The 24,611-nt window shown below is 60.9% G+C and carries 22 protein-coding genes; 17 read left to right on the top strand and 5 right to left on the bottom strand.

Annotation, left to right across the window (positions count from 1 at the left end; genetic code table 11):
* The gene (locus tag VSQ83_RS06850; protein ID WP_326425824.1) at positions 1-1,155 is read left to right on the top strand and encodes an iron-containing alcohol dehydrogenase; all 1,155 of its coding nucleotides are present in this window, start codon (positions 1-3) and stop codon (positions 1,153-1,155) included.
* A 24-nt stretch (positions 1,156-1,179) separates the two neighbouring features.
* Complete coding sequence (locus VSQ83_RS06855) at positions 1,180-2,334, top strand: iron-containing alcohol dehydrogenase (RefSeq protein ID WP_326398273.1); 1,155 nt, start codon at positions 1,180-1,182, stop codon at positions 2,332-2,334.
* A gap of 103 nt (positions 2,335-2,437) precedes the next feature.
* Here the strand turns inward: VSQ83_RS06855 and VSQ83_RS06860 are convergent, their stop codons facing one another.
* Entirely contained in the window at positions 2,438-2,785 is a 348-nt protein-coding gene (locus VSQ83_RS06860) for a DUF6124 family protein (protein WP_219262459.1), read from the bottom strand.
* 616 nt (positions 2,786-3,401) lie between these two features.
* Complete coding sequence (gene poxB, locus VSQ83_RS06865; RefSeq protein WP_133079332.1) at positions 3,402-5,123, bottom strand: ubiquinone-dependent pyruvate dehydrogenase; 1,722 nt, start codon at positions 5,121-5,123, stop codon at positions 3,402-3,404.
* A gap of 407 nt (positions 5,124-5,530) precedes the next feature.
* Here poxB and VSQ83_RS06870 point away from each other — a divergent pair, with 407 nt between their 5' ends.
* Both VSQ83_RS06870 and VSQ83_RS06875 read left to right on the top strand, forming a co-directional pair.
* Positions 5,531-6,910: a glutamine synthetase family protein gene (locus tag VSQ83_RS06870; protein ID WP_326425826.1), complete on the top strand. Its 1,380-nt coding sequence runs from the start codon at positions 5,531-5,533 to the stop codon at positions 6,908-6,910.
* Between the two features lie 130 nt (positions 6,911-7,040).
* Positions 7,041-7,691: a class I SAM-dependent methyltransferase gene (locus VSQ83_RS06875; RefSeq protein ID WP_133079334.1), complete on the top strand. Its 651-nt coding sequence runs from the start codon at positions 7,041-7,043 to the stop codon at positions 7,689-7,691.
* Here the strand turns inward: VSQ83_RS06875 and ampC are convergent.
* Positions 7,688-8,848 (bottom strand): class C beta-lactamase, encoded by a 1,161-nt coding sequence (gene ampC / locus VSQ83_RS06880; RefSeq protein ID WP_326425828.1) that lies wholly within the window; start codon positions 8,846-8,848, stop codon positions 7,688-7,690. The genes VSQ83_RS06875 and ampC overlap by 4 nt on opposite strands.
* Positions 8,849-9,101: 253 nt before the next feature.
* Between ampC and rnd the strand changes: the two genes are divergently transcribed.
* The 3 genes from rnd to VSQ83_RS06895 all read left to right on the top strand — a co-directional run bounded on the left by rnd (position 9,102) and on the right by VSQ83_RS06895 (position 11,584).
* Positions 9,102-10,235, top strand: a complete 1,134-nt coding sequence (gene rnd, locus VSQ83_RS06885; protein WP_219262456.1) for a ribonuclease D — start codon at positions 9,102-9,104, stop codon at positions 10,233-10,235.
* Positions 10,232-10,525, top strand: a complete 294-nt coding sequence (locus tag VSQ83_RS06890) for a YcgL domain-containing protein (RefSeq protein ID WP_133079337.1) — start codon at positions 10,232-10,234, stop codon at positions 10,523-10,525. The genes rnd and VSQ83_RS06890 overlap by 4 nt, the downstream gene beginning before the upstream one ends.
* A gap of 126 nt (positions 10,526-10,651) precedes the next feature.
* Positions 10,652-11,584: a D-2-hydroxyacid dehydrogenase gene (locus VSQ83_RS06895; RefSeq protein WP_326425830.1), complete on the top strand. Its 933-nt coding sequence runs from the start codon at positions 10,652-10,654 to the stop codon at positions 11,582-11,584.
* Between the two features lie 92 nt (positions 11,585-11,676).
* Here the strand turns inward: VSQ83_RS06895 and VSQ83_RS06900 are convergent, their stop codons facing one another.
* Positions 11,677-12,270, bottom strand: coding sequence for a nitroreductase family protein (locus VSQ83_RS06900; protein ID WP_133079339.1), 594 nt, complete (start codon positions 12,268-12,270; stop codon positions 11,677-11,679).
* 155 nt (positions 12,271-12,425) lie between these two features.
* Between VSQ83_RS06900 and VSQ83_RS06905 the strand changes: the two genes are divergently transcribed.
* The 8 genes from VSQ83_RS06905 (at position 12,426) to VSQ83_RS06940 (ending at position 22,283) form a co-directional block, all read left to right on the top strand.
* A complete protein-coding gene (locus VSQ83_RS06905) occupies positions 12,426-12,875 on the top strand; it encodes a YcgN family cysteine cluster protein (RefSeq protein ID WP_133079340.1) in 450 nt (149 codons plus the stop codon).
* A gap of 27 nt (positions 12,876-12,902) precedes the next feature.
* Positions 12,903-14,144: a hypothetical protein gene (locus VSQ83_RS06910; protein ID WP_326425833.1), complete on the top strand. Its 1,242-nt coding sequence runs from the start codon at positions 12,903-12,905 to the stop codon at positions 14,142-14,144.
* 157 nt (positions 14,145-14,301) lie between these two features.
* Positions 14,302-14,391 carry a K(+)-transporting ATPase subunit F gene (kdpF, locus tag VSQ83_RS06915; RefSeq protein WP_037032648.1) on the top strand — a complete coding sequence of 30 codons (90 nt, stop codon included), beginning with the start codon at positions 14,302-14,304 and terminating at the stop codon, positions 14,389-14,391.
* 8 nt (positions 14,392-14,399) lie between these two features.
* Positions 14,400-16,094 carry a potassium-transporting ATPase subunit KdpA gene (gene kdpA / locus VSQ83_RS06920; protein WP_133079342.1) on the top strand — a complete coding sequence of 565 codons (1,695 nt, stop codon included), beginning with the start codon at positions 14,400-14,402 and terminating at the stop codon, positions 16,092-16,094.
* A 10-nt stretch (positions 16,095-16,104) separates the two neighbouring features.
* On the top strand, positions 16,105-18,177 hold the full coding sequence (kdpB, locus tag VSQ83_RS06925) for a potassium-transporting ATPase subunit KdpB (protein WP_133079343.1): 2,073 nt from the start codon (positions 16,105-16,107) through the stop codon (positions 18,175-18,177).
* Between the two features lie 18 nt (positions 18,178-18,195).
* Positions 18,196-18,747 (top strand): potassium-transporting ATPase subunit KdpC, encoded by a 552-nt coding sequence (kdpC, locus tag VSQ83_RS06930; RefSeq protein WP_219261604.1) that lies wholly within the window; start codon positions 18,196-18,198, stop codon positions 18,745-18,747.
* Positions 18,748-18,878: 131 nt separating this feature from the next.
* Positions 18,879-21,545, top strand: coding sequence for a sensor histidine kinase KdpD (locus VSQ83_RS06935; protein ID WP_326425835.1), 2,667 nt, complete (start codon positions 18,879-18,881; stop codon positions 21,543-21,545).
* A 36-nt stretch (positions 21,546-21,581) separates the two neighbouring features.
* Positions 21,582-22,283 (top strand): response regulator, encoded by a 702-nt coding sequence (locus VSQ83_RS06940; protein WP_133079346.1) that lies wholly within the window; start codon positions 21,582-21,584, stop codon positions 22,281-22,283.
* Here VSQ83_RS06940 and VSQ83_RS06945 read toward each other — a convergent pair.
* Positions 22,250-23,287: a patatin-like phospholipase family protein gene (locus VSQ83_RS06945; RefSeq protein ID WP_219261602.1), complete on the bottom strand. Its 1,038-nt coding sequence runs from the start codon at positions 23,285-23,287 to the stop codon at positions 22,250-22,252. The genes VSQ83_RS06940 and VSQ83_RS06945 overlap by 34 nt on opposite strands.
* Positions 23,288-23,497: 210 nt before the next feature.
* On the opposite strand from VSQ83_RS06945, the gene VSQ83_RS06950 reads away from it, so the two are divergent.
* Both VSQ83_RS06950 and VSQ83_RS06955 read left to right on the top strand, forming a co-directional pair.
* On the top strand, positions 23,498-23,776 hold the full coding sequence (locus VSQ83_RS06950) for a hypothetical protein (RefSeq protein WP_016780105.1): 279 nt from the start codon (positions 23,498-23,500) through the stop codon (positions 23,774-23,776).
* A gap of 28 nt (positions 23,777-23,804) precedes the next feature.
* Positions 23,805-24,572, top strand: a complete 768-nt coding sequence (locus VSQ83_RS06955) for a CHAD domain-containing protein (RefSeq protein WP_133079348.1) — start codon at positions 23,805-23,807, stop codon at positions 24,570-24,572.
* The last annotated feature ends 39 nt before the right edge of the window (positions 24,573-24,611 follow it).

A 24,611-nucleotide genomic window follows, 5' to 3' on the forward strand; every position in this document is an offset into this window, starting at 1 on the left:
ATGTCAAAATTCATCTTTGAAACCACACCGCGGGTGATCTGCGAAATCGATGGTGCGCTGCGCCTTGGCGCCCTGTGCCGCGAACTGAAAGCCGAGCGCGTGCTGCTGATCAGCGACCCGGGCCTGCTGCGTGCGGGGCTGCTGGATGCACCGCTGCAGGCCATGCGCGACAGCGGATTGCAGGTCACGTTGTACAGTGACGTGCAGGCCGATCCGCCTGCGGCATCGGTGCAGGACGCGGTTGATGTTGCGCGTCAATGTCGTGCTCAGGCGGTTATCGGTCTGGGCGGCGGCAGCTCCCTGGACACGGCCAAACTGGTGGCTTTGCTCTGCGGTCAGACACAGTGCCTGGAGGACATCTACGGCATTGGCCTTGCCAAGGGGCCACGGCTGCCGCTGATTCAGGTTCCGACCACGGCAGGGACAGGTTCGGAGGTGACGGCGGTGGCGATTGTCACCACCCCCAGCCATGAGAAAAAGGGCGTGGTCAGCCCCTTGTTGTACCCCGACATTGCCTTGCTCGATGCACGGCTGACGGTTGGCCTGCCCGCCGCGGTCAGCGCCATGACCGGGGTCGATGCGATGGTGCATGCCATCGAGGCTTACACCAGCGTGCACAAAAAGAACGTGTTGTCCGACGGACTGGCCGTTCAGGCCCTGACCTTGCTGGCGGCCAACATGGACCGGGTGCTGGCCGAACCCGGCGACTTGCAGGCGCGATCGGACATGCTGCTGGGCTCGATGCTCGCCGGCATGGCATTCGCCAATGCCCCGGTGGCGGCGGTGCACGCGCTGGCCTATCCATTGGGCGGACATTTCCATGTGCCCCACGGGTTGAGCAATGCCCTGGTGCTGGTGCCCGTACTGAACTTCAATCGCTCAGCTGCCGAGTCGCTCTATGCACAACTGGCCGCGGCGGTGTTGCCGGGCCAGCGGTTTGCCAGTGCGGTCGAGGCTTGCGATGGCTTTATCGATTTCATGACCGGTCTGGTGGCGCGCATGCCATTTGCCCAGCGCCTGCATGAAGTGGGTGTCACGGCTGAGGACCTTGACCGGTTGACCGATGACGCGCTGAAAGTCGAGCGACTGCTGATCAACAACCCGCGCCCGCTTGACCGCGACGACATCTACGGCATTTACGCCTCGGTGCTGTAGGCACGCTTATTACAGGAGTTAGTCATGAACCATGAATTCAGAAGTGTGCCGCGTATCGTCTGTGAAGTCGGGGCATTACAGGAAGTCGGTTACGTATTCAGAGGCCTGGGCGCACAGCGTGTGATGCTGGTGTGTGACCCGGGCATTGTCAGCCTGGGCTTTGCCGGGCAGGCCTGCAAAGTGCTTGAGGCGGCAGGTTGCGAAGTGGCGGTGTTTGATCAGGTCGCGCCCGATCCGTCATCGGCGCTGGTTGAACGGGCAGTGAAACAGGCGCAAGGGTTCAAGGCCGATGGGGTGCTGGGACTGGGCGGTGGCAGTTCCCTGGACGCGGCCAAACTGGTGGCGTTGCTGATCAACAGCGAGCAACCCCTGGAAGACTTGTACGGCACCGACAAGGCCCTGGGCCAACGCACGCCGCTGGTATTGATGCCTACCACCTCGGGCACCGGTTCCGAGGTGACGTGGGTCTCGGTGATTACCGACGCGCAACAGCGTAAACAGGCGGTTTATTCGCCTCAATTGCTGCCGGATGTGGCGATTCTCGACCCGCAACTGACCCTCGGCCTGCCAGCGAAAGTGACAGCGGCTACGGGGCTGGATGCGATGGTGCATGCCATCGAGGCCTACACCAGTCGCACTCGTAAAAACCCGATCTCCGATGGTCTGGCGACCGCGGCCCTGGCACTGCTGGGTGCCAACTTGCCCAAGGTTCTGGCCAACGGCCAGGACCTGGAAGCGCGCACCGCCATGTTGCAAGGTTCATTGATGGCAGGCATGGCGTTCGTCAATGCGTCGGTGGCGGCCATCCATGCGCTGGCATACCCGCTGGGGGCACGTTTTCATATCCCTCATGGCCACGCCAATGCCCTGGTCATGGCGCCGGTGATCCGTTTCAACCTGGCCAGCGCTCAGCGCCACTACGCCGAACTGGCCGCGCACTTGCTGCCAGGCCAGGATTTTGACAATGAGGCCAGCGCCGCCGAAGCGTTTGTCCAGGCCGTCGAGGGGCTGGTCAAAGCCAGTGGGCTGGAGCAGCGCCTGTCGAATTTGAACGTGGATCAAGCATCACTGCCGGTGATGGCCAGTGACGTGGTGGTGGGCATTCGTCGGCTGATCGACAGCAATCCCTGTGACATGACCGAGCAAGACGTGGAGGCCATTTACCGAAGCATTTACTAGCGCAATCCGTGGCAGCTGTAGCCGTGTTCTTGCGCCAGCTGCTGCAGAAACCCTTCCGTCATTGAGCAATGACGCGCCTGTCGCCAATCAGGCGCGTGCTGCTTCAGTGCGTTGCCAGTGTGTCCAGCGACTTGTCGACATAGCCCTTGGCCAGCTCCACCAAGTGCATGACCGACAACACCAAATCGCGCGCAGGCCCGCTCAAGCCATTCCCCGCCTCATTCGCGCAGGCACCCGCACAGCGCAACAAGTCTGACGCCTGGGCCAAAGCCGCTTCTGAATTGACACTGTTCGGGATGGCCAGCATGGCCGTGCCCATAGGGCGATAAGGCTTATGGTTTTGCAGGTAGTAATTGAGCGCACGTTCGACGGCGGCACGGTCCAGCAACGGGTCGTGACTGTCAGCAGCATCGAGGGGTAAAGCAGGGGGATCGGGGGTGATTTTTTTCATGGTTAAAACTCCTGACCAACTTAAAGGAGCTGTCACCTGTCGCTACTAAACGAATGGGTGGCAGCCGTACGCAGGTTAGTAGACCGGTGATCAGGAAACCCGGCGCGCTCGAAGGCGCCCTGCGCACGACCACCATAAAGCGGGGCCGAAAAAAAGCGCCTCACTAAGGTGGCGCCTTGCGCCTGATCACATCGTCGGGCTACTAAACCCAACCGCTGTTTTGCAGCGATTGGCCGAGACTATTCCCCGAAATGGACAGGCGCAAGCGAGCGGAATCTTCTCGGATGTTTCATGAGAATGAAAGCGAAACGTCGTACGAAATGACTGATTTCCAAGGCCTGAACACCACGTGTAGTCGCTGCCGCAGGCTGCGATAAGGGCCGAAGGACCTTCAAGCAGGGTCGCTGCGCAACCCCTCGCAGCCTCGCTTCGCTCCTCAGCGACTACAGGTTTCGTCGTCAGATGCTACGGATCGCGAGTACCACCCACCTCGCCCTAGGGGCGAAACCCATATTTCAGTTGGACACAAACGCTGGAGATGTACTCGAAATACCTGTTTTACGCGCAGCCACTAGAGGAACGCGTTTGACCGGCAACAGAGTACCCACAGAGTTGCTCAACGCCACAAATTGACTTTGGCCAGATCGATCAGCTCCCGTGCGCGGCCGTCCATCACTGTCTTGAGCATAAACAGGCTGAACCCCTTGGCCTGCTCGAAGGTTTTGGTCGGCGGCATGACTAGCTCCTGGCGGGCGCTGACTACGTCCACCAGCACGGGGCCATCATGGCTGAAAGCTTCTCGCAGTGCGGCTTCCAGCTGTGCCGGGTGCTCAACCCGTATCCCTTTCACGCCCATGGCCTGGGCCATTGCCGCAAAGTTCGGGTTTTTCAGGTCGCAGCCCACATCCGGGAAGCCCGCGGCTTTCATTTCCATTTCCACAAAGCCCAGGGTGCCGTTGTTGAGTACGATGACCTTGACCGGCAAACCCACCTGATTGAGGGTCAGAAAGTCGCCCATCATCATGGTGAATCCGCCATCCCCAGACATTGAAATGACCTGGCGATCAGGAAATGTCGCTTGCGCCCCGATGGCCTGCAGCATGGCATTGGCCATTGAGCCGTGATTGAACGAGCCGATCAGGCGCCGTTTGCCATTCATCTTCAAATAACGGGCAGCCCATGCGGTAGGCGTGCCGACATCGCAGGTGAAAATCGCATCCTCTGCCGCCAGTTCACTGACCAGGCGATTGAGGTACTGCGGATGAATGATCGAACTGTTGGGGCTGCTTTCAGCCAGCGCATCGAGGTCTTCGCGGGCTTTTCTGTAGTCGGCGCAGGCGGCATCGAGGTGTTCGTGATCGGGGTTTTGCATCACCTTGGGCAGCACCGCCTGTAGCGTGAGCTTCACATCACCCAGCAGGCCCAATTGCAGCGGGCAACGGTTGCCCAGGGCTTCGGGGCGCAAGTCGATTTGCGCGATGTAGCTGTGCTGCGGGTAAAACTGGCGATACGGAAAATTGGTGCCGAGCATCAACAAGGTGTCGCAGTTCATCATCGCCTTGTAACCCGAGGCGAAGCCGATCAGTCCGGTCATGCCGACGTCATAGGGGTTGTCGTATTCGACATGTTCCTTGCCGCGCAGGGCATGCACGATGGGCGCGTTCAAGCGCTCGGCCAGCGCCAGGATTTCGCTATGGGCACCGGCGCAGCCTGCGCCGCACAGCAGCGTGACTTTCTTGCCATCATTGAGAAACGACGCCAGCCGGTCGATATCGGCCGGGGCAGGGCAAATCAGCGGTTGGGCAGGCTTTATCCATTGCGGCACTTTGGCCTCGGTGACTTGCAGCGCCACATCGCCGGGAATCACGACGACCGCGACCCCGCGTTTGGCGATGGCCACGCGCATGGCCCGCTGCAGAATCTGCGGCAACTGCTCGGGGTGGGACACCAGTTCGACGTAATGGCTGCATTCCTTGAACAGGCTTTCGGGGTGGGTGGCCTGGAAGTAATCGATACCGATCTCACTGCCGGGAATATGGGCGGCCAGCGCCAGTACCGGTACACCACTGCGATGGGCGTCGAACAGGCCATTGATCAAGTGCAGGTTGCCCGGCCCGCAACTGCCGGCGCATACCGCCAGCTCGCCAGTCAAATGGGCCTCGGCCCCGGCGGCAAAAGCAGCGGACTCCTCATTGCGCATATGGATCCACTCGATCTGCTCCTGGCGGCGCAGGGCATCGGTAAAACCGTTGAGTGAATCGCCCACCACGCCGAACACGCGTTTTACGCCGGCTTGCTGCAGGGTTTCGGTGATGAAATCGGCAACCGTTCTGGTCATGGGGCTGGCTCCTCGAAGCAGTAAGGTGGATCAAGCAGGATAGACACTGCATGCGACCTTGCCGGTCTTTGAAACGTTCACCGGCCTGCGGGATGGGAATGTTTAGCGCAGGTGTAACCAAAGGTATAAAACCCTGCATTTAAACAAGCGGGCCAGCCGTGTGAGGCTGGGTTCCCTTTTTGGCAACGGTTGCAGGTATGAGGCGTGGTCTGAGCAGTATTCAGTGCCAACGGCAGTCGCGCGCTCCTGCCGTGCGGCGTGTGCCATGCCTGCCCTCAGAACTGGCTTTCTGGGCCCTGTTTCACTGCCGCCATGCCCGCCCGCCGGATGCTCGTTAGCCGTTAAATCCTGACTGTCGCGTACCCTCAAGGGGGGCGCCTGCCTGATACGAATCTACGAGTATTGCCATGAGTGCCTCAACCACGTTTGCCCCGCTACAAGAAGCCCTGGATTTTCTGGAACAGCACCCGGACATCGAGATGTTCGAGCTGTTCATCATCGATAACAACGGCGTGCCCCGGGGCAAGTTGTTGCACCGCGACGAATTGCGGGCGGTGTACGAGAGCGGACGGCCGCTGCCCAGCACAATTCTGGGGTTGAGCATCAATGGCGATGATGTGGAAAACACCGGGCTGGTATGGGATGTGGGTGATATCGATTGCCGCGCTTACCCGGTCAGCGGCAGTTTGCAGCGCATGCCATGGCGCTTGATTCCTACGGCGGCAGTGCAAGTCAGCATGCACCCGCAGCAGGGAATGCCCGCCACCGTGGCCGACCCCAGGCACTTGCTGGCCAAGGTGATCGACGGCCTCAAGGCGGACGGTTACTACCCGGTGATGGCGGCAGAGCTGGAGTTTTATCTGCTCGATCAGCAGCGTGACAGCAATGGCCGCCCGCAACCGGCGCGCGATGCCGATGGTCAGCGTCCGCGCGCTACCCAGGTGTACGGGCTGCGTGAGCTGGAGCAAATCGAGCCGTTTCTGGCCGACCTTTACAGCGCCTGCAAGCTGCAAGGGATCCCGGCCCGCACGGCGATTTCCGAGTACGCACCGGGGCAAGTGGAAATCACCCTGGAGCACCGCAGCGACGCGCTGCAAGCGATGGACGAGGCCGTGCGCTACAAGCGCCTGGTCAAGGGCGTGGCGCACAAGCACGGGATGGTTGCCTGCTTTATGGCCAAGCCATTCGATGACCTGGCCGGAACCGGCATGCACATGCATGTGAGCCTGGCCGACAAGGAGGGCAACAACCTGTTTGCCAGTGAGGCGCCGGACGGTACGCCATTACTCAGGCAGGCGGTTGGGGGGATGCTCAGTAGCTTGCTCGACTCGTTGTTGATGTTTTGCCCCAATGCCAACTCGTATCGCCGTTTTCAAAGCAACAGCTATGCGCCGCTGGCCGCGACCTGGGGCGTGGACAATCGCACGGTGAGCTTGCGGGTCCCGGGCGGTCCGGCGTACTCGCGGCATATAGAACACCGTATTTGTGGCGCCGACGCCAATCCCTACCTGGCCGCAGCCGCCATCCTGGCCGGTATTCATCGTGGCATTCGCGAGCAGCTCGATCCGGGCGCGCCGATTGAAGGCAACGGGTATGCCCAGGCCACCGAAATGCTGCCGAACGACTGGCTGACCACCTTGCGGGCGCTGGATGGCTCGCAGTGGGCGAAAGAGGCGTTCGGGCCAGCCTTCTTGAAGGTGTACCTGGCCGTGAAGAAATCGGAGTACCGACAGTTCATGGGTGAGGTGGGTGAGCAGGACTGGCGTTGGTATTTGCAGCAGGCGTGAACACAGGGTCGACAGCGGCTACAACGAAACTGCTTCATCCCTGTGGTTTTCATGCTTCTGTGACAATTTTTTCACTGGTGTCCCGCTAACCTCCGTGTCGAACATCATCAAACACAAGAGTTCGCGGGCCATGTCATCGCAGCCACCTTCTACCCATATTGAGCATGAGTTCGCCGAGCGTTATGACCGCGAGCATGCGAAGGTTTGCCTGCAGGCTCAGCCCCAGGGGTTTGTTCGCAGGTTGGCGTTGTGGCGCGAGAAGCGTCTGGTTCGCCGTGCGTTGAAAGTGGCGGGGGAACCCGGGCTGGTCCTGGACCTGGCCTGCGGTGCTGGGCGTTTCTGGCCTGTATTGGCCGAGCACGGCAATCGGGTGATCCTGGCCTCGGATTCGTCGCAAGACATGCTCAATCACGCCCAGACCCACCATCCAGCCAGTTTGCTGGCGCGCATCAAGCTGTTTCAAAGCTCGGTGTTCTCCATCGATATTTCCGAGAACGCGGTGGACTGCATTTTTTGCATGCAGCTGTTCCACCACGTGCGCGACAGTGACCATCGACTGGCCATTTTGCGTGAGCTGCACCGGGTCAGTCGCGACAGCCTGATCCTGTCAGTGCCTCTTGGTCGTGGGACAGAGCCGGTCAATGACCCGCAACGTATCGTGGTCAGCAGGGGCGAAATTGAAACTCAGTTCAAACAGGCAGGTTTCAGCATCCTCAAGCAGTATGAGGTGCTGCCCGGTTTTGGCATGGGCAGCATCTATATCTTGCGCAAAGATACTTAGTTCAACGCTTTCAAGATCTCGTACGCCAACTCGACACGTGCGCTGTTCGGGTAGTTCTTGTTGGCCAGGATGACAATCGATTTCTGCTCGGACGGCACCATCACCGCGTACCCGCCAAAACCGTTGGTTGACCCGGTCTTGTTGATCCACACCGCCTGCTGTGGCGCCAGGGGCGGGTTGAGGGCGATGGCGCCATTGTTCTCGTAGGCCATTTTGTCCGAGTTGCCCACCAGCAGCGATTTGAGTTCGACAGGGTAAGCGTACTGTTCCCAGATCAGGTCCTGAATCACAGGCCCGATGCGATAGTAACCGACACGGGTGTCAGCCAATACCTGGCGAATGGTGGGGCTGGCATCGCCCTGGCCCAGGCTCAGCTCGGTAAAGTGAATCAGGTCGCGGGCAGTGGTTTTTACGCCGTAGGCTTCGTTGCCCAGAACGCCGGGGTTGAGCCTGACGGGTTCATCCTGTTTGTTGTAGCCCTGGGCATACACCCCCGTTTTGTCCGCGGGCACCGTCAGGTAGGTGCTTTGCAGGCCCAGTGCCGGGAACAGTTGCTGCTCCATCGCCTGGGTAAACGGCATGTTCATGCTTTTGGCCGCAATCTGGCCGAGCATGCCAATGCTGGGGTTGGCATAGCTGCGCTGGGTGCCGGTCGGGTAAACCGGCTTCCAGTCTTTGAAATAGCTCATCAACTGGCTTTGGTTCTGCACGCTGTCAGGCAGCTGCAACGGGAATCCGCCAGCCGTGTGAGTGGCCAGATGGGTCAGCGTAATCTTGCCAAAGGGCGTGCCTTCGAGCTCAGGCTCGTATTTGGCAACGGTGTCGTTAAGTGATAGCTGGCCTTTGGCTTGGGCATAGGTGGCCAGGGTGGCGGTAAACACTTTGCTGATGGAGCCGACTTCAAAAAGAGTGTCCGGGCTCATGGGTTCTTTGGTGGCCTTTGACGCTACACCGAAGTTGTAAAAGTGTTGTTTGCCGTTAACGCTCACGGCGATAACCAGACCGGGTACTGCGTACGCTTGCATCACCTTTCTGGCGCCGTCTTGCACTGCGGCATCCAGCGCGGGCTCAGGGTTTTGAGCCAGTGCAGCGTTGGCAAAGGCACAAAGACCTACCAGCGAGAGAGTCATTGCTGACAGTTTGCAGGACATTTTCATTGGAGTTTCCTCGGTTTTTATAGGGCGCAAATCTACTCGTGTCGTCACGATCCGGTCCTGTCGGCTTGTCACATAATGTGTTGTAACAAATCGTATGGGCGTGAAGTCAGGCAACCTACCGGTAATAACGGTAAGTGGATGCAGGTTTTTGACTTAACTTTTGTAAGTTTTTTCGCACACAACATGACGAGTCGATGTCCGGAAATACTTGAGGGCGATATATACTGCGCGCCATTCTTCAAGGGAGAGCCGTGTGGCCATCGATATTCACTGGATTCGCGACAACGATAGCCTCGGCCAACATTGCGCCGAATGGCAACAATTGCCGTTCGTAGCCCTCGACACCGAATTTATGCGGGTCGATACCTTTTACCCCATTGCCGGCCTGATCCAGATTGGCGACGGCACGCGGGCTTACCTGATTGACCCGTTGACCATCGACAACTGGCAGCCATTGGCTGACTTGCTGGAAAACACGTCGGTCGTCAAAGTCCTGCACGCGTGCAGCGAAGATCTTGAGGTGTTGCTGCGTCTGACTTCCAGCTTGCCGGTGCCTTTGTTCGACACCCAATTGGCAGCAGCCTACCTGAACCTTGGCTTCTCCATGGGCTATTCACGCCTGGTCAAGGAAGTGCTGGATATCGACCTGCCCAAGGGTGAAACCCGCTCCGACTGGCTGCAGCGTCCGCTGTCTGAAACCCAGATCAGCTATGCCGCAGAAGATGCCGTGCATCTGGCTGAAGTCTACAAGTTGCTGTTTCCACGCCTGTCTGACGAAAAATACAGCTGGGTGCTGGAAGATGGTGCCGAGCTTGTCGCCAACCTGCGCCGCGAAGTAGACCCTTACGAGGTGTACCGCGAAGCCAAGCTGGCCTGGAAATTGTCACGGGATCAGTTGGCTGTGTTGCGTGAAATTTGCGCCTGGCGCGAGCACGAAGCCCGTGCCCGGGATCTGCCGCGCAACCGTGTGATACGTGAGCACGCGTTATGGCCTCTGGCCAAGACGCAGCCCGACAATCTGGTCGCGCTGGCGCGGATCGAAGACATGCACCCGCGTACCGTGCGTCAGGATGGCGAGTTTTTGCTTGATCTGATCAAGCGTGCTGGCAGTCTACCGCCAGAGCAATGGCCGCCCGCCGTACCCGAGCCGTTACCGGTCGAGGCGGCGCTGCAGATCAAGCGTCTGCGTGCCATCGGTCAGGCCCAGGCCGAGCGTTTGAACATTGCGCCGGAACTGATGCTGCGCAAGAAAACCCTGGAAGCCCTGCTGAAAAGCGGCTTTCCCAATGGCCCTTACCAATTGCCGGAATCACTGCGCGGCTGGCGCCGTGAGCTGATGGGCCAGGCCTTGCTCGATTGCCTGGCCACCGCTGGAGAACAGTCTTGAAACGTATTTGCTCTATTTATCGCAGCACCAAACGCAACGAAATGTATCTTTATGTACTCAAAGCCGATGCCCTGGAGCGCGTGCCGGAACCCTTGCTGGCTGCCTTCGGCAAGCCATTCCATGCCTTTGACCTGGTACTGAGCCCTGAGCGTACCCTGTCGCGCGAGGACATTCACAAGGTGCTGGAAAACCTGGAAACCCAGGGCTACCACTTGCAAATGCCTCCGGCCGAAGACGAATATATCGAGCACTTGCCCGAAGAGCTGCTGCGTCGCAACGATCCGATGTAAGTGCAGCGCCAGGTGTCCGGTTCCGGGCACCTGTCTTAAACGAACTCATTAAGATTGGCGGTGGCCGAACGCTCCGAGGCAAACCTCGGCGACGGGTGCTGGCAGTGGTTTAGAAAGGTTAGAAACATGCGCATCCTGATCGCCGAGAAAGACTACCCGCTCTACACCCAACTTCTGCAACGCATCGCGCCGGATCTGGAGGTTCAGTCCAGCGGCGACTCCGAGCAATTGTCGCGCATGGCTGGCGAGTGCCAGGTGTGGCTGGGGCAGCCGGACCTGTTGGCGACCCTGTTGCGCCAGGGCCACACGCCGGACTGGCTGCAGTCGACCTGGGCGGGGATCACGCCGTTACTGGCTGAAGGTTTGCCCCGTTCATACCGCCTGACTCGCGCGGTGGGTATTTTTGGTCAGGTGATGGCTGAATACGTATTGACTTACATGCTCGGTCACGAGCGCGAAGTCATGGCCCGCCTGGTCAGCCAGGTCGAGCGCAAGTGGGATAACCGCATGGGCCAGAGCCTGGTCGGGCGCAAGGCCTTGATCGTCGGGGCCGGGGATATTGGCCAGACCGTGGCTCAGTTTCTGTTGCCCTTTGGTGTTGAGCTGTATGCCATTGCCAGCACCGCCCGTGAACTGGCGCCGTTCAAGGAAGTGGGTGTGTTGAGCGACTTGCCGCGCATGGTCGGGCAGATGGATTACGTGATCAATCTGCTGCCCAATACCGCAGACACCCATGACGTCTACGATGCGCCGCTGTTTGCGCAATTCAATCCCAATGCCGTGTTCATCAATGCCGGACGCGGCGTAGCGGTGGTGGATGCCGATTTGGTCGAAGCCTTGCGAGTGGGGCATCTGGCGGGCGCGGTGATTGATGTTTGCCGTCAGGAGCCGTTGCCGGCCAAGCATCCGTTCTGGACTGCCTGGGGCTTGCTGCTGACAGGCCACAGCTCGGCACCCACCTCGCCACCGATGATGGTGCAGCTGTTTGTCGATAACTTGCGGGCGTTTCAGGCGGGTGAAGCACTGCGTGGCGAAGTGGATTTCGAACGCGGTTACTAAACCGGTAGTCGCTGGCGCAGGCTGCGAGCTTTTGATGTTGAAAAGCTCGCAGCCTGCGCCAGCGACTACCGGGTTTGCACCAAGAGGTGCATTTACAGGCTGAAATCGCCTTCAGCCACCAGCTTGCTCAATGGCTCGCGCTGGCTTGGCACTTCCTTGGCCTGCAGGTAATCCACCAGCGTCGACTTGTCGCCGATCTTGCCGATGGCAACCATCGCCTGCACAGCGTAACCCTCAGGAATTTTCAGCTCTGTGCGCGCCCGCTCGAAATCCAGGCCGCTCATGCCGTGGGTGTGCCAGCCGCTCAAGTGCGCTTGCAGCGCCAGATGGCCCCAGGCCGCGCCGGTGTCGAAGGCGTGGGTTGGCGCAGGCTTTTCTTCGGTGGTACCCGGTGCTCCAAAGGTGGTCTTGGACACAATCACCACCAGAGCGGCCGCATGCTTGGCCCAGCCCTGGTTGAATTCCACCAGCAGGCTCAGGTAACGGTCAAAGTCCGGGGTGCCGCGCAGGGCAAACAAAAAACGCCAGGGTTGCGCGTTGTAGGCCGATGGCGCCCAGCGTGCCGCTTCGAAAAAGCTCATCAGGGTCGCTTTGTCGATGGTCGCGTCGGCAAAGGCGCGGGGCGACCAGCGCAGGGTAAATTGCTCGTCAATCGTGTGATCGGCTTTACGGCTGTTGGCAGGCATGGCGGTTTCCTGAGGTAAATGTTACGTATTAATTCAGGGCCTAAAACTACTGTGATGTCGTCAAGGTGACAAGTCTGACGACAAGCCCTTGGCCCCAAGGGCCTTGGGCACTAGACTGGCGGCCTTTTCCACTCCCTGATGTTGATGTTTGAGCCATGGCCGCAATCGTTGAACCGTTCTGGATCCGCAAAACCCTCGATCAACTTGATCAAGAGGAATGGGAGTCGCTGTGCGACGGCTGCGGGTTGTGCTGCTTGCAAAAGCTCGAAGATGAAGACGACAACAGCGTCTACTACACGCGCATTGCCTGCAAATTGCTTGATATGAAAACCTGCCAGTGTACCGACTACCCTAACCGTCGTGATTCGGTGCCGGACTGCATTCAGCTGTCGCCGGGCAAGGCCGAGGAGTTCAAATGGCTGCCGCCGACCTGCGGCTATCGTCTGGTCAGCGAGCGCAAGGACTTGCCGCTCTGGCACCATTTGGTCTGCGGTGACCCGGACGCTGTACACCATGAACGCATTTCGCAGTCGGGGCGCATGCTTGCTGAAGGCAGCGTGCCTGAAGACGACTGGGAAGATCATCTGATTTTCCGCGCCGGTTAAGTGCCGCAGCGCAGCAAAGGAGTGTGTATGGCGCTGCATTACAAATGGCCCCTGGGCCCGAGTCTGTTGCTGTTGCTGTTGCTGTTGCTGATCTGCGGCCCGCTGTGGGCCGGGCAAAAAGTCGATCTCAACTACCACGTGCGCCTGTTGCCGCAAAGCGACCAGGCCGAGGTGCGGCTGACCCTTGCTGAAGGTTCTGCGGTGCGCAGCCTGGATTTCGACCTCGGCGAGCAGGGCAGTTACACCGACTTCAAGGCCGACGGGCAGTGGCAACTTTCTGCCAGGAGCCGGGGGTTGTGGCGGCCCGCACCGGGCAGTGCCAGCCTGAGCTACCGCGTGCGGTTGAACCAGCCGCGCAAGAACGGCAGTTTTGATACCCGTATCACACCTGAGTGGGCCTTGTTTCGCGGCGAACAGTTGATCCCTCCTGCCAATCTCGACCAGCAGGATGGCGTTGAACTGGTGTCGCGTCTTGAGTTCGAGTTGCCCAACGGCTGGAAAAGCGTTGAAACCGCCTGGCCGCGCATCGGCAAGAACCGCTTTCGCATCGATGATGTCTCGCGTCTGTTTGACCGGCCCACCGGCTGGATGCTGGCGGGTAACCTGGGCAGCCGTCGCACCACTGTGGGCGAAACCGAAGTCACGGTGAGTGCGCCTAAAGGTCAGGGCATGCGCCGCATGGATGTGCTGACCTTGCTGACGTTTGTGTGGCCGCAAGTCCAGGCGGTATTCCCGCGCAACCCGCCCAAGCTGCTGATAGTCGGCGCGGGTAGCCCTATGTGGAAGGGCGGTGCAGCGGCGCGCAACTCGATTTATCTCTACAGCGGCCTGCCGCTGGTCAGTGAGAACGGTACCAGCACCCTGTTGCGTGAAGTGGTGCAGGTGTTCAGCGGCATCAATGACGAGCCGGGCCATGACTGGATCGGCGAAGGCTTGAGCGAGTACTACGCCATTGAACTGATGCGTCGTGCAGGCGGCATGAGTGACGAGCGTTATCAGACCCTGCAACACAAGTTCAATGCCGCCGGCAAAAACGTCACCCGACTGCGCGGCCAGCAGGCAGGCCCGGCAATGGTTGCGCGGGCCGTGACGCTGTTGCAGTCGCTGGACCGCGAAATTCGCTTGCAGACTCACAATAAACGCTCTCTGGATGACGTCAGCCAGGCGCTGATGCGCATGGATAAGGTCAATACCGCGAGCTTTATCCAGTTGAGCGAAAGCGTGCTCGGCGGTCACTCCGAGGTGCTGGACACCCCGCTGTTGCGCTAAGAGCCCTCCACCCACATCCGTAGCAGCTGCTACGGCAGGCATCCCTGCTTCTTTACGCCTTCTTTACGCCCCCGCATCCCTCTCGGTCTCGATCCTTTACGGCCTCATTCCCCACACTCTCTCCATACGCGGCAAGTGCCGCTTTGGGAGAGTTGTCATGGGCGTTCTGGATGGGGTGTCGCTGCTGTTGGCAGTGTCGCTGTTCGTTTATCTGCTGGTTGCGCTGTTGCGCGCAGACCGGAACTAGGAGCGGGTATGCACAGTTATGACTATGGGCTGATCCTCGCCTTCTTTGCCCTGGTACTGTTACCGGCGCCGTGGCTGGGACGCTTTTACTACAAGGTGATGGAAGGCCAGCGTACCTGGCTGACCCCGGTGTTCGGGCCCGTCGAGAAGGTGTGCTACCGCATCGCCGGGGTAGACCCCGGCATCGAGCAAAGCTGGCAGAAATACACCCTGGCCCTGCTGGTCTTCAACCTGATGGGCTTTGTGCTGCTGTTTGCAATTCTGCTGTTTCAGCAGTATTTGCCCCTTAACCCGCAGCAGTTGCCGGGGCAGGAATGGACGCAAGCCTTCAACACTGCCGTGAGCTTTGTCACCAACACCAACTGGCAGAGCTACAGCGGTGAAGCCAGCCTGAGCTACTTCAGCCAGATGGCCGGTTTGACCGTGCAGAACTTTGTCAGCGCCGCCACCGGCCTGGCGGTACTGGTTGCACTGTGCCGTGGCATCAGCCGTCGCTCGGCCCATACCCTGGGCAACTTCTGGGTCGACATGACCCGTGCCACCCTCTACGGCTTGCTGCCGCTGTGTGTCGTGCTGGCGCTGTTTCTGGTCTGGCAGGGCGTGCCGCAAACATTTGCCCATTACGTCAATGCCGTCACCCAGCAGGGTGTGGATCAAGTCATCCCCCTGGGCCCGGCCGCCAGCCAGATCGCGATCAAGCAACTGGGCACCAACGGCGGTGGTTTCTTCGGCGTCAACTCGGCACATCCGTTCGAGAACCCGACGGCCTGGAGCAACCTGTTCGAGCTGGCCTCGATCATTCTGATCCCGGTGGCGCTGGTGTTCACCTTCGGCCACTACGTCAAGGATCTGCGCCAGAGCCGGGCGATTGTGGCCTGCATGCTGGCCTTGTTCCTGATCGGCGGCGGCACTGCGCTGTATGCCGAGTATCAGCCGAACCCGGCGCTCAACAGCCCGCTGGTTGAGCAGGCGGCACCGCTGGAAGGCAAGGAAGTGCGCTTCGGCACAACCGGCACGGTGCTCTGGACCGAAACCACGACCTCGGCCTCCAATGGCTCGGTCAACGGCATGCACGACAGCCTCAACCCGCTGACCGGGATGGTGGCGCTGGTCAACATGATGGTCGGCGAAGTGATCTTCGGCGGCGTTGGTGCCGGGCTCTACGGCATGTTGCTCAACGTGTTGATCGCTGTGTTCCTCGCCGGCCTGATGATTGGCCGCACCCCTGAATACCTGGGCAAAAAGCTGCAAGCCAGGGAAGTCCAGCTGCTGGTGGTGACCTTGCTGGTGATGCCGGTGGGCGTGCTGGTACTGGGTTCGATTGCGGCCGTGCTGCCCAGTGCCGTGGCCTCGGTCAGCAACCCCGGGCCCCACGGTTTCAGTCAGGTGCTGTACGCCTTTACCTCGGCCAGTGCCAACAACGGTTCAGCCTTTGCCGGACTCAATGCCAACACGCCGTTCTACAACCTGATGCTGGGGCTGGGCATGTTGATCGGGCGCTTCGGTTACATCCTGCCGGTGCTGGCGTTGGCCGGTAGCCTGGCGCTGAAGAAGTCCGCACCCATTGGCCAGAACAGTTTTCCAACCCACGGCCCGCTGTTTGTAGCCCTGTTGACCGTGACCATTTTGCTGGTGGGCGGCCTGACCTTTCTGCCGACATTGGCCCTTGGCCCAATCGCTGAACAACTGACCCTGGGCTTCTAAGGAGACGATGATGACTATGCCTGCTCCTGTTTCAACGTTGACGCCAACCCCGGAGGCCAAGGCCCCCGAGTCGCCGAAAACTTCGTTTGCCGATATCTGGCGCCCGGCGCTGCTGCAAGCGTTCGTCAAACTCGACCCGCGCCAGCTCAAGCGCTCGCCGGTGATGCTGGTGGTTGAACTGACTGCGATTTTCACCACGGTGCTGTGCTTTGTACCCGAGCCTGCGGTGCCCACCGGGGTGGCTGTGCAAATCGCCCTGTGGCTGTGGTTTACCGTGCTGTTCGCCAACTTTGCCGAAGCACTGGCCGAGGGTCGGGGCAAAGCCCGGGCCGATAGCCTCAAGGCTGGCAGCGTGGGCCTGAGTGCTCGTCGTAGGACCCCTGCGGGAAGTTTCGAGGTCGTACCGGCCACCCGTTTGCGCAAGGGCGATGTGGTGCGCGTCGAAGCGGGGGAGATGATCCCTGGCGACGGCGAGGTGATTGCGGGGATTGCCGCGGTCAACGAAGCGGCAATCACCGGCGAATCGGCACCGGTGATCCGCGAGTCGGGAGGAGATCGTTCGGCAGTGACCGGCAACACGCGTCTGGTCAGTGACTGGCTGCTGGTGCAAATCAGCGCCAACCCCGGCGAGTCGACCCTGGACCGCATGATTGCGCTGGTCGAAGGCGCCAAACGCCAGAAAACCCCCAACGAAGTGGCCCTGGATATCCTGCTGATCGGCTTGACCCTGATCTTTCTGATCGTGGTCGTGACCTTGCAGCCGTTTGCCTACTTTGCCGGTGGCAGCTTGCCGCTGGTGTTTCTGGTGGCGCTGCTGGTCACGCTGATCCCGACCACCATCGGGGGGCTGCTGTCGGCGATCGGGATTGCCGGCATGGACCGCCTGGTACGCCTCAACGTGATCGCCAAGTCCGGTCGCGCAGTGGAAGCGGCCGGTGATGTGCATGTGCTGATGCTCGACAAGACCGGCACCATCACCTTCGGCAACCGTCGTTGCACGGCCTTGTATGCCACCCCTGGCGTGACGGCCAGGGAGCTGGCAGAGGGCGCGTTGCGCGCTTCGCTGGCGGACGAGACGGCCGAGGGCAAGTCCATCGTCGAGTTTATTCGGGGCCAGCACAGCCTGGACGAGCTGCCGGTGTCCGACTTCACGGCGGTGCCGTTCACGGCCGAAACCCGTCTGTCGGGGATCGATTACAACGGCCAGGTGTACCGCAAGGGGGCTGTGGATTCGGTGCTGGCGTTTGTCGGCCTCACACGGGGCGAACTGTTGCCGGCCCTGTCGCGGGAAATCGACAAGATCGCCCAGAGCGGCGGCACCCCGTTGCTGGTCTGTGCCCAGGGCAAGTTGCTGGGTGCGATCCATCTCAAGGACGTGGTGAAACCAGGTATTCGCGAGCGCTTCGCCGAGTTGCGCAAGCTGGGGATCCGCACCGTGATGGTGACGGGCGACAACCCGCTGACCGCGGCTGCGATTGCCGCTGAAGCGGGGGTGGATGATGTGCTGGCTGAGGCCACGCCGGAGAAAAAACTGGCACGCATTCGTCATGAACAGAATGACGGGCGACTGGTGGCCATGTGCGGTGACGGTGCCAACGACGCCCCGGCCCTGGCCCAGGCAGACGTGGGCATGGCCATGAACGACGGCACCCAGGCTGCACGGGAAGCCGCGAACATGGTCGATCTGGACAGCGATCCGACCAAGCTGCTGGATGTGGTGCAAATCGGCAAAGAGTTGCTGGTGACCCGTGGCGCGTTGACTACGTTCTCGATCGCCAACGACGTGGCCAAGTACTTTGCGATCCTGCCTGCGCTGTTTGCTTCGATCTACCCGCAGCTGGGCGTGTTGAACGTGATGGGCCTGAGCAGCCCGCAAAGCGCAATTGTGTCGGCCATCGTGTTCAACGCGCTGATCATCGTGGTGCTGATCCCGCTGGCATTGCGTGGGGTGCGCGTTCAGGCGGCCAGTGCCGCGCACTTGCTGCGTCGCAACTTGCTGATCTATGGCGTGGGCGGGCTGGTGGTGCCGTTTGTGGGCATCAAGCTGATCGACATGCTGCTCACGGCGCTGCATCTGGTTTAAGCATTGGAGGGTTACACCATGACTACTTTTCTACGTCCGGCCCTGAGCCTGATGCTGTTGATGACCGCCATAACCGGCGTGATCTACCCGCTGACCGTCACCGGCATTGCGCAACTGGCGTTCCCCGAGCAGGCCAACGGCAGTCTGGTGCGCGACAGCGCCGGCAAGGTGCTGGGGTCGGCGCTGATCGCTCAGGACTTCAGCGGTGACACCTGGTTTCACCCGCGGCCTTCGGCGGGGGCTTATGCCACCGTGGCCAGTTCGGCCAGCAATCTGGCGCCGAGCAACCCGGCACTGGCCACACGGGTCAAGGACAGCGCCGCCCGGCTCGCCGTGCCGGGGCAGGGGCCGGTGCCCCTGGCGTTGCTGACCACCTCGGGCAGCGGTCTGGACCCGCACTTGCCACCAGAGGCAATACGCTATCAACTGGCCCGTGTAGCTGGCGCGCGCAATGTACCGGTGCAGGCCGTCGAACAGTTGGTGGCTGAACATACCGAGCGGCCACTGGTGGGGCCGCCGGTGGTCAACGTATTGCTGTTGAATCAGGCGTTGGCGCAGCTCAAGAACTGACACCTCCATGTGTGGGAGCGGGCTTGCTCGCGATGGCAGCACTGCGGTTTATCTGACGACCGCATCGTTTGCATCGCGAGCAAGCCCGCTCCCACAGGTCACATACACACACCCGATTTACAGGTAAACCCATGAGTCATTCCGGTCGCGCCGATGCGCTGTTAGCTGATTTGCCCCGCGCAGGCCGTGGCCGGCTCAAGGTGTTCCTTGGCGCGGCACCCGGTGTGGGTAAAACCTACGCCATGTTGCAGGCCGCCCACACTCAACTGCGCCAAGGGGTCCTGGTGCTGGCCGGGGTCGTCGAAACCCATGGCCGCGCCGAGACCGAGGCGTTGCTCAACGGCGTGCCCCAGCAGCCCATGCTGCGCTCGGAATATCGTGGCGTGCAGCTCGAAGAAATGGACCTCGACGGTCTGCTCGCCGCCCGGCCCAAGCTGGTGCTGGTCGATGAGCTGGCCCACAGCAACGCCCCCGGCAGCCGCCATGCCAAACGCTGGCAGGACGTGCAGGAACTGCTGGCAGCCGGGATCGACGTGTACACCACGGTCAACGTCCAGCACCTGGAAAGCCTGAACGATCAGGTGCGCGGGATCACCGGGGTGCAGGTGCGCGAAACACTGCCCGACTGGATCGTGCAGGAAGCCTACGAACTGTTGCTGATCGACCTGCCGCCCCGTGAACTGCTGGAGCGCCTGCGCGAGGGCAAGGTGTATGTGCCGGAACAGGCGCGGGCGGCGATTGATGCGTTTTTCAGTCAGACCAATCTCAACGCCCTGCGCGAACTGGCGATGCAAACGGCAGCGGTGTACGTCGATGATGAACTGGACAAGGGCTATCGCCAGCAGGGGCAGTCGGCCCCGGCGTTGCGCGGGCGCTTGCTGGTCGGGATCGATGGCGATGAGCATGCCGAGCGCCTGGTGCGTCACGCCAGCCGGGTCGCGGAACGTCGGCATCTGCCCTGGAGCCTGGTGCATGTGGACAACGGCACGGTGCGCGACGAGCAATCACGCCTGCGCCTGCAAAGCGCCCAGCAACTGGCCGAGCGCCTGGGGGGCGAAGTGGTCCTGTTGCGTGCCGGTGAAGTGGCCAGGACCCTGATCCAGCACGCCGCTGAACGCCGTGCCAGCTTGCTGCTGGTCGGCCAGTCGCGGCTGACGTGGCGCCGACGCCTGTTCGGTGGCGGGTTGGCGGCGCGCTTGTTGCGCGACTCCCATGGCCTTGAAATCAACGTGCTCGACAATGAGCAATCACCCGCACCGACCGTCAGCCGTCGTGAACATTCCCTGGTGTGGTTTGACTATGGGCTGGCGCTGATTGCCACGGTACTGGCCAGCGCCCTGGCCTGGGGAGTGGCCAGTGTGTTGGCCCTGCCCAATATCTCCCTGGTGTTTCTGGCCGCTGTGTTGCTGGTTGCCGTGCGCAGCAGCCTGGGGCCGTCGCTGGCCTGTGCGGCGATGTCATTTCTGGCCTATGACTTTCTGTTCATCCCGCCCAACTTTTCTTTCAGCATTCAGCGCGAAGAAGACGTGCTCACCCTGGTGTTCTTTCTGCTGATGGCGGCATTGACCGGCAATCTGGCGGCCCGTCAGCGTCGTCAATTGCAGGCCTTGCGCGATACCCAGCAAGAAACCACCGAGCTGCTCGATCTGTCGCGCAAGCTCACCGCCGCCACTGACCGCAAGGCCGTGGTCAACGCTGCCAGTCAGCATTTGAGCGGCTGGAAAGAACTGGATGTGTGCCTGCTCAACCGCAATGGCGAGGGTGGCTGGGAGATTGAAACGGGCGGGCCGCTGCAGTTTTCCGAAGCCGAGCGCGCCGCTGCGGACTGGGCCTGGAGCCATGACCAGCCCGCGGGCAAGGGCACGGGGACGTTGCCGATGGGGCGTTGGTGGTGGTGGCCGATAAGCGCCGAGGAAGGGCCGCTGGCCTTGCTCGGCGTGTGCCCCAGGCAGGGGCAGTCGCTTAGCGGCCAGCGCCGTCGCTTGCTGATGGCTTTGAGCCAACCCCTGGCCCAGGCGCTGGCGCGCGCACGGTTGGCCCAGGACCTGGAAGCGGCACGCCTGCACGGCGAAACCGAGCAGTTGCGCAGCGCGCTGCTGGCGTCGGTGTCCCATGACCTGCGCACGCCGCTGACCAGCATGCGCGGCAGTATCGACACCCTGTTGGCACTGGGCGAGGCCATCCCCCTGGCCGATCGGCGCGAATTGCTTGAAGGCACCCGCGATGAGGCGGAGCGCCTGGACCGCTATATTCAGAACCTGCTGGACATGACCCGGCTGGGCCACGGTGCATTGAAGCTGGCCCGTGACTGGGTATCGCCCGCCGACATTGCGGGCAGTGCCCTGAACCGCTTGCGTGCGGTGCTGGCGCCCTTGCAGGTGCAGGTGGATGTGCCGCCGCAATTGCCGCTGCTCCACGTACACGGTGCATTGATTGAACAGGCACTGGTCAATGTGCTGGAAAACGCCGCGCGCTTTTCACCGCCCCACGGCCAGCTGCAACTGACGGCTGGCGCAGACGAGGGTGAGCTGTGGTTTGCCGTCAGTGACCAGGGGCCGGGCATCCCGGAGGAAGATCGGGCGAAGATATTCGACATGTTTTACACCGCTGCCCGTGGCGATCGCGGCGGGCAGGGCACCGGGCTCGGCCTGGCCATCTGCCAGGGCATGGTAGGCGCCCACGGCGGGCGTATCACGGTCGGCGACGGCATTGCCGGGCAGGGCACGTGCATCACCTTGTATCTGCCGGTCAGCGCGCAGCCGGGCCTTGAGCATGAAGGCCCGGAACGTGAAGACTGATACTCTGGGGCCATTCCTTTGCCACGATCCGAAGCCATGAGCCAGAGCGCGACTATTTTGGTCATCGATGATGAGCCGCAGATTCGCAAGTTCCTGCGGATCAGTCTGGTATCCCAGGGCTACACCGTGCTTGAGGCTGCGACCGGCGCCGAGGGCCTGAGCCAGGCGGCCCTCAAGCGACCCGACGTGATGGTGCTTGATCTGGGCTTGCCGGACATGGACGGCCAGCAGGTACTGCGTGAGTTGCGCGAGTGGTCCGGCATTCCGGTACTGGTTCTGTCGGTGCGCGCCAGTGAAGCGCAGAAAGTCCAGGCGCTGGACGGCGGGGCCAACGATTACGTGACCAAGCCCTTCGGTATCCAGGAGTTTCTGGCGCGGATTCGTGCGTTGCTGCGTCAGGCTCCCGCGGGTGAGGCTCAGGAGGCGGCGCTTGAACTCGGCCCGTTGACCGTTGACCTGGCCTTTCGCCGGGTGTTGCTCGACGGTGTCGAAGTGGCGCTGACGCGCAAGGAGTACGCGGTGCTGGCACAACTGGCGCGCCATCCCGGACGGGTCATCACCCAGCAGCAATTGCTCAAGGATATCTGGGGCCCTACCCATGTCGAGAACAGCCATTACCTGCGGATCGTTGTCGGCCATTTGCGCCAGAAACTGGCGGATGACCCGACCCGGCCCCGGTTTATCGTGACCGAGGCCGGGGTCGGTTATCGGTTGTTGGACGCCTCGTCCCTTTCGTAACGGTCCAGGGTGTCCCTGGCAATCATGCGCCCCAGTGCAATCAGCTCCTGAGCCTTGTAGAACTCGAAAAACCGGCACACCCGCTTGGGCACGTTGATCAGGATATCGGGCGGGTAACCGGCAATCTTGTATTGCGCCAGTGAGGTTTGCATCACCTCGAAACTCTGGTTGATCAAGTCCAGCAGCGAAGCCGGGCCGACGTTGTCGACGATCACCGATCCGGTGGCCGACTTGGGCGAGCCTTGGGCGGCGGCAGGGCGGGCAGGTTGTGCCGAGTCGAGCCAGGGATTGGTCAGGGGCTCGACCAGCGGGTTGAGCATCTCCTGTTCCAGATTGAGCAATTGCTCGGCGTGCCTGTTGCGAAACGGCATGCGCGAACCCAGGGACGTCATCAGGTTGTCAAAGCGCCCTTTGAACGCGGCAGGGCGCTGGATGACAGGCAGTTGGTAGTTGCTGGGATGGGATGAATTCAGGTTGACGGCGATGATCAGGTCGCAATGGCTGGAGACCACCGGCACGATAGGGAGCGGGTTGAGCAGGCTGCCATCGACCAGCATGCGGTTGCCTTGCATCACCGGGGTGAACAGGCTGGGAATCGCCGCCGAGGCGCGCATGGCCTGGTGCAGGCAGCCTTCCTGAAACCAGATCTCCTGCTGATGGGTGAGGTCGGTGGCGACGGCGGTATAGGGGATGCGCAGGTCTTCGATATTGATTTCGCCGACCATGTTGCGGATCTGGCCGAAGACTTTTTCGCCACGAATCGCTCCCAGTCGAAAGCTGACATCCACCAGACGCAACACGTCGAGGTAATCCAGGCTTTGAATCCAGTCGCGATACACATCAAGTTTGCCAGCGGCGTAGATCCCGCCCACCACGGCGCCCATGGAGCAACCGGCGATGCAGGCAATGTCATAGCCCCGGCTCTCAAGCTCTTCAATCACGCCAATATGGGCATAGCCCCGTGCGCCACCTGAGCCCAATACCAATGCAATACGTTTTTTCATGAGCCCAACCTTTGCCTGACAATGACCCACAATGCCTTTTTGTGGCCCTGAGTGACAGCTTTTGGCATGAACGCGTATCTACAAGCTAGGCTAGTGCCTTGTAGCCATGATGGGTAGGCGCTGTCTGTTTTTTGATTGTGGCGTTGTGGCACTTTTAGTCGGGTTGTTCGTCTGAGACTGCACTGAACCTTTATTCCTGAGGAAAACAACATGAAAGCATGGATTTGTGTGCCGTTGATTGCACTGGCATTGGCAGGTTGTGCGGGCACCAAGGCGTACCGTGATACGTGTGCGACCAACCTTGATGCGGCCTGGCATGAGCTGGACCTGGCCAAGGCGGAAGGTTTTGCCGGTACTGTCAGCTACTCCAAGGCCTTGTCCTTGCTGACCGCAGCCAAAACCCAGCAGCAATTCGAAGCCTTTGAGGGTTGCACCAAAAAAGCCGAGAAGGCACGTTTCTATATTCGTGAATCCCGCGCCGGACGTTGAGCCGGCGCAGTGAAGGTGGAGGGTGAGGATGTCTGAGCTGGTTGACCGGATTGTTGCAAACGTTGTGCGTCTGGAGGTCAGGCTGCTGGCCTGCCAGGCGCGTCTTGAAGCCGACACGGACCCTGAGGCCCTGCATGATCTGCGCACCACGGTTCGCCGTTTGCGCAGCCTGCTGCGGCCATTGCGCGGGTTGCCGGGCGTGGTGCAACTGGAAATGTCGGCGGCCCAGGTGGGCACATTGACGACCCCCTTGCGCGACCTTGAGGTGCTGGCGGCGCACTTGCAGCAGCAGGGCTTCCCGACTCAGGCACAACGGCGCCTGCAACAGTTGTCCGGCAGTTACGCCCGGGTGGCTGACAGCGAGCAGCTGGCTCAGCTGTTGATGATCCTTGATGTGTTTCCGCGCTTTCTGCGGGCCGCCGAGCGTGAAAACATGTTGCGCGGTTTGCGTAAGCGGATCGAAAAGGTGCTGGAAAAACAGTGGCAAACCCTGGAGGCCGCCCTCAATGATCCGGGCCATGACCGCCATCGTGTCAGGTTGTTGATCAAGCGCGTGCGCTACGCCGCAGAGGCTTACCCTGAGTTGAATCAGTTACCCCCTCTGGTGGTGACGCGACTCAAGGGCGCGCAACAGGCCCTGGGTGAGTGGCACGATGCCTGGCAGTGGTTGTTGCAAGCCGAGCAGCAGGCCGATTTGCAGCCCTGTGTTGCTCAATGGCAGGCAACCCTTGAACGGGGTGAAAAACGGGCTGACAAGGCGCTGATCAAATTGAGTGCGGCGTGCTTTCACTCCTGATATTTGTCCGATTCAGCACTGTGCAGAGTCAGATCGATG

It is taken from the genome of Pseudomonas sp. DSV-1 (assembly GCF_035830915.1).
Classification (GTDB): domain Bacteria; phylum Pseudomonadota; class Gammaproteobacteria; order Pseudomonadales; family Pseudomonadaceae; genus Aquipseudomonas.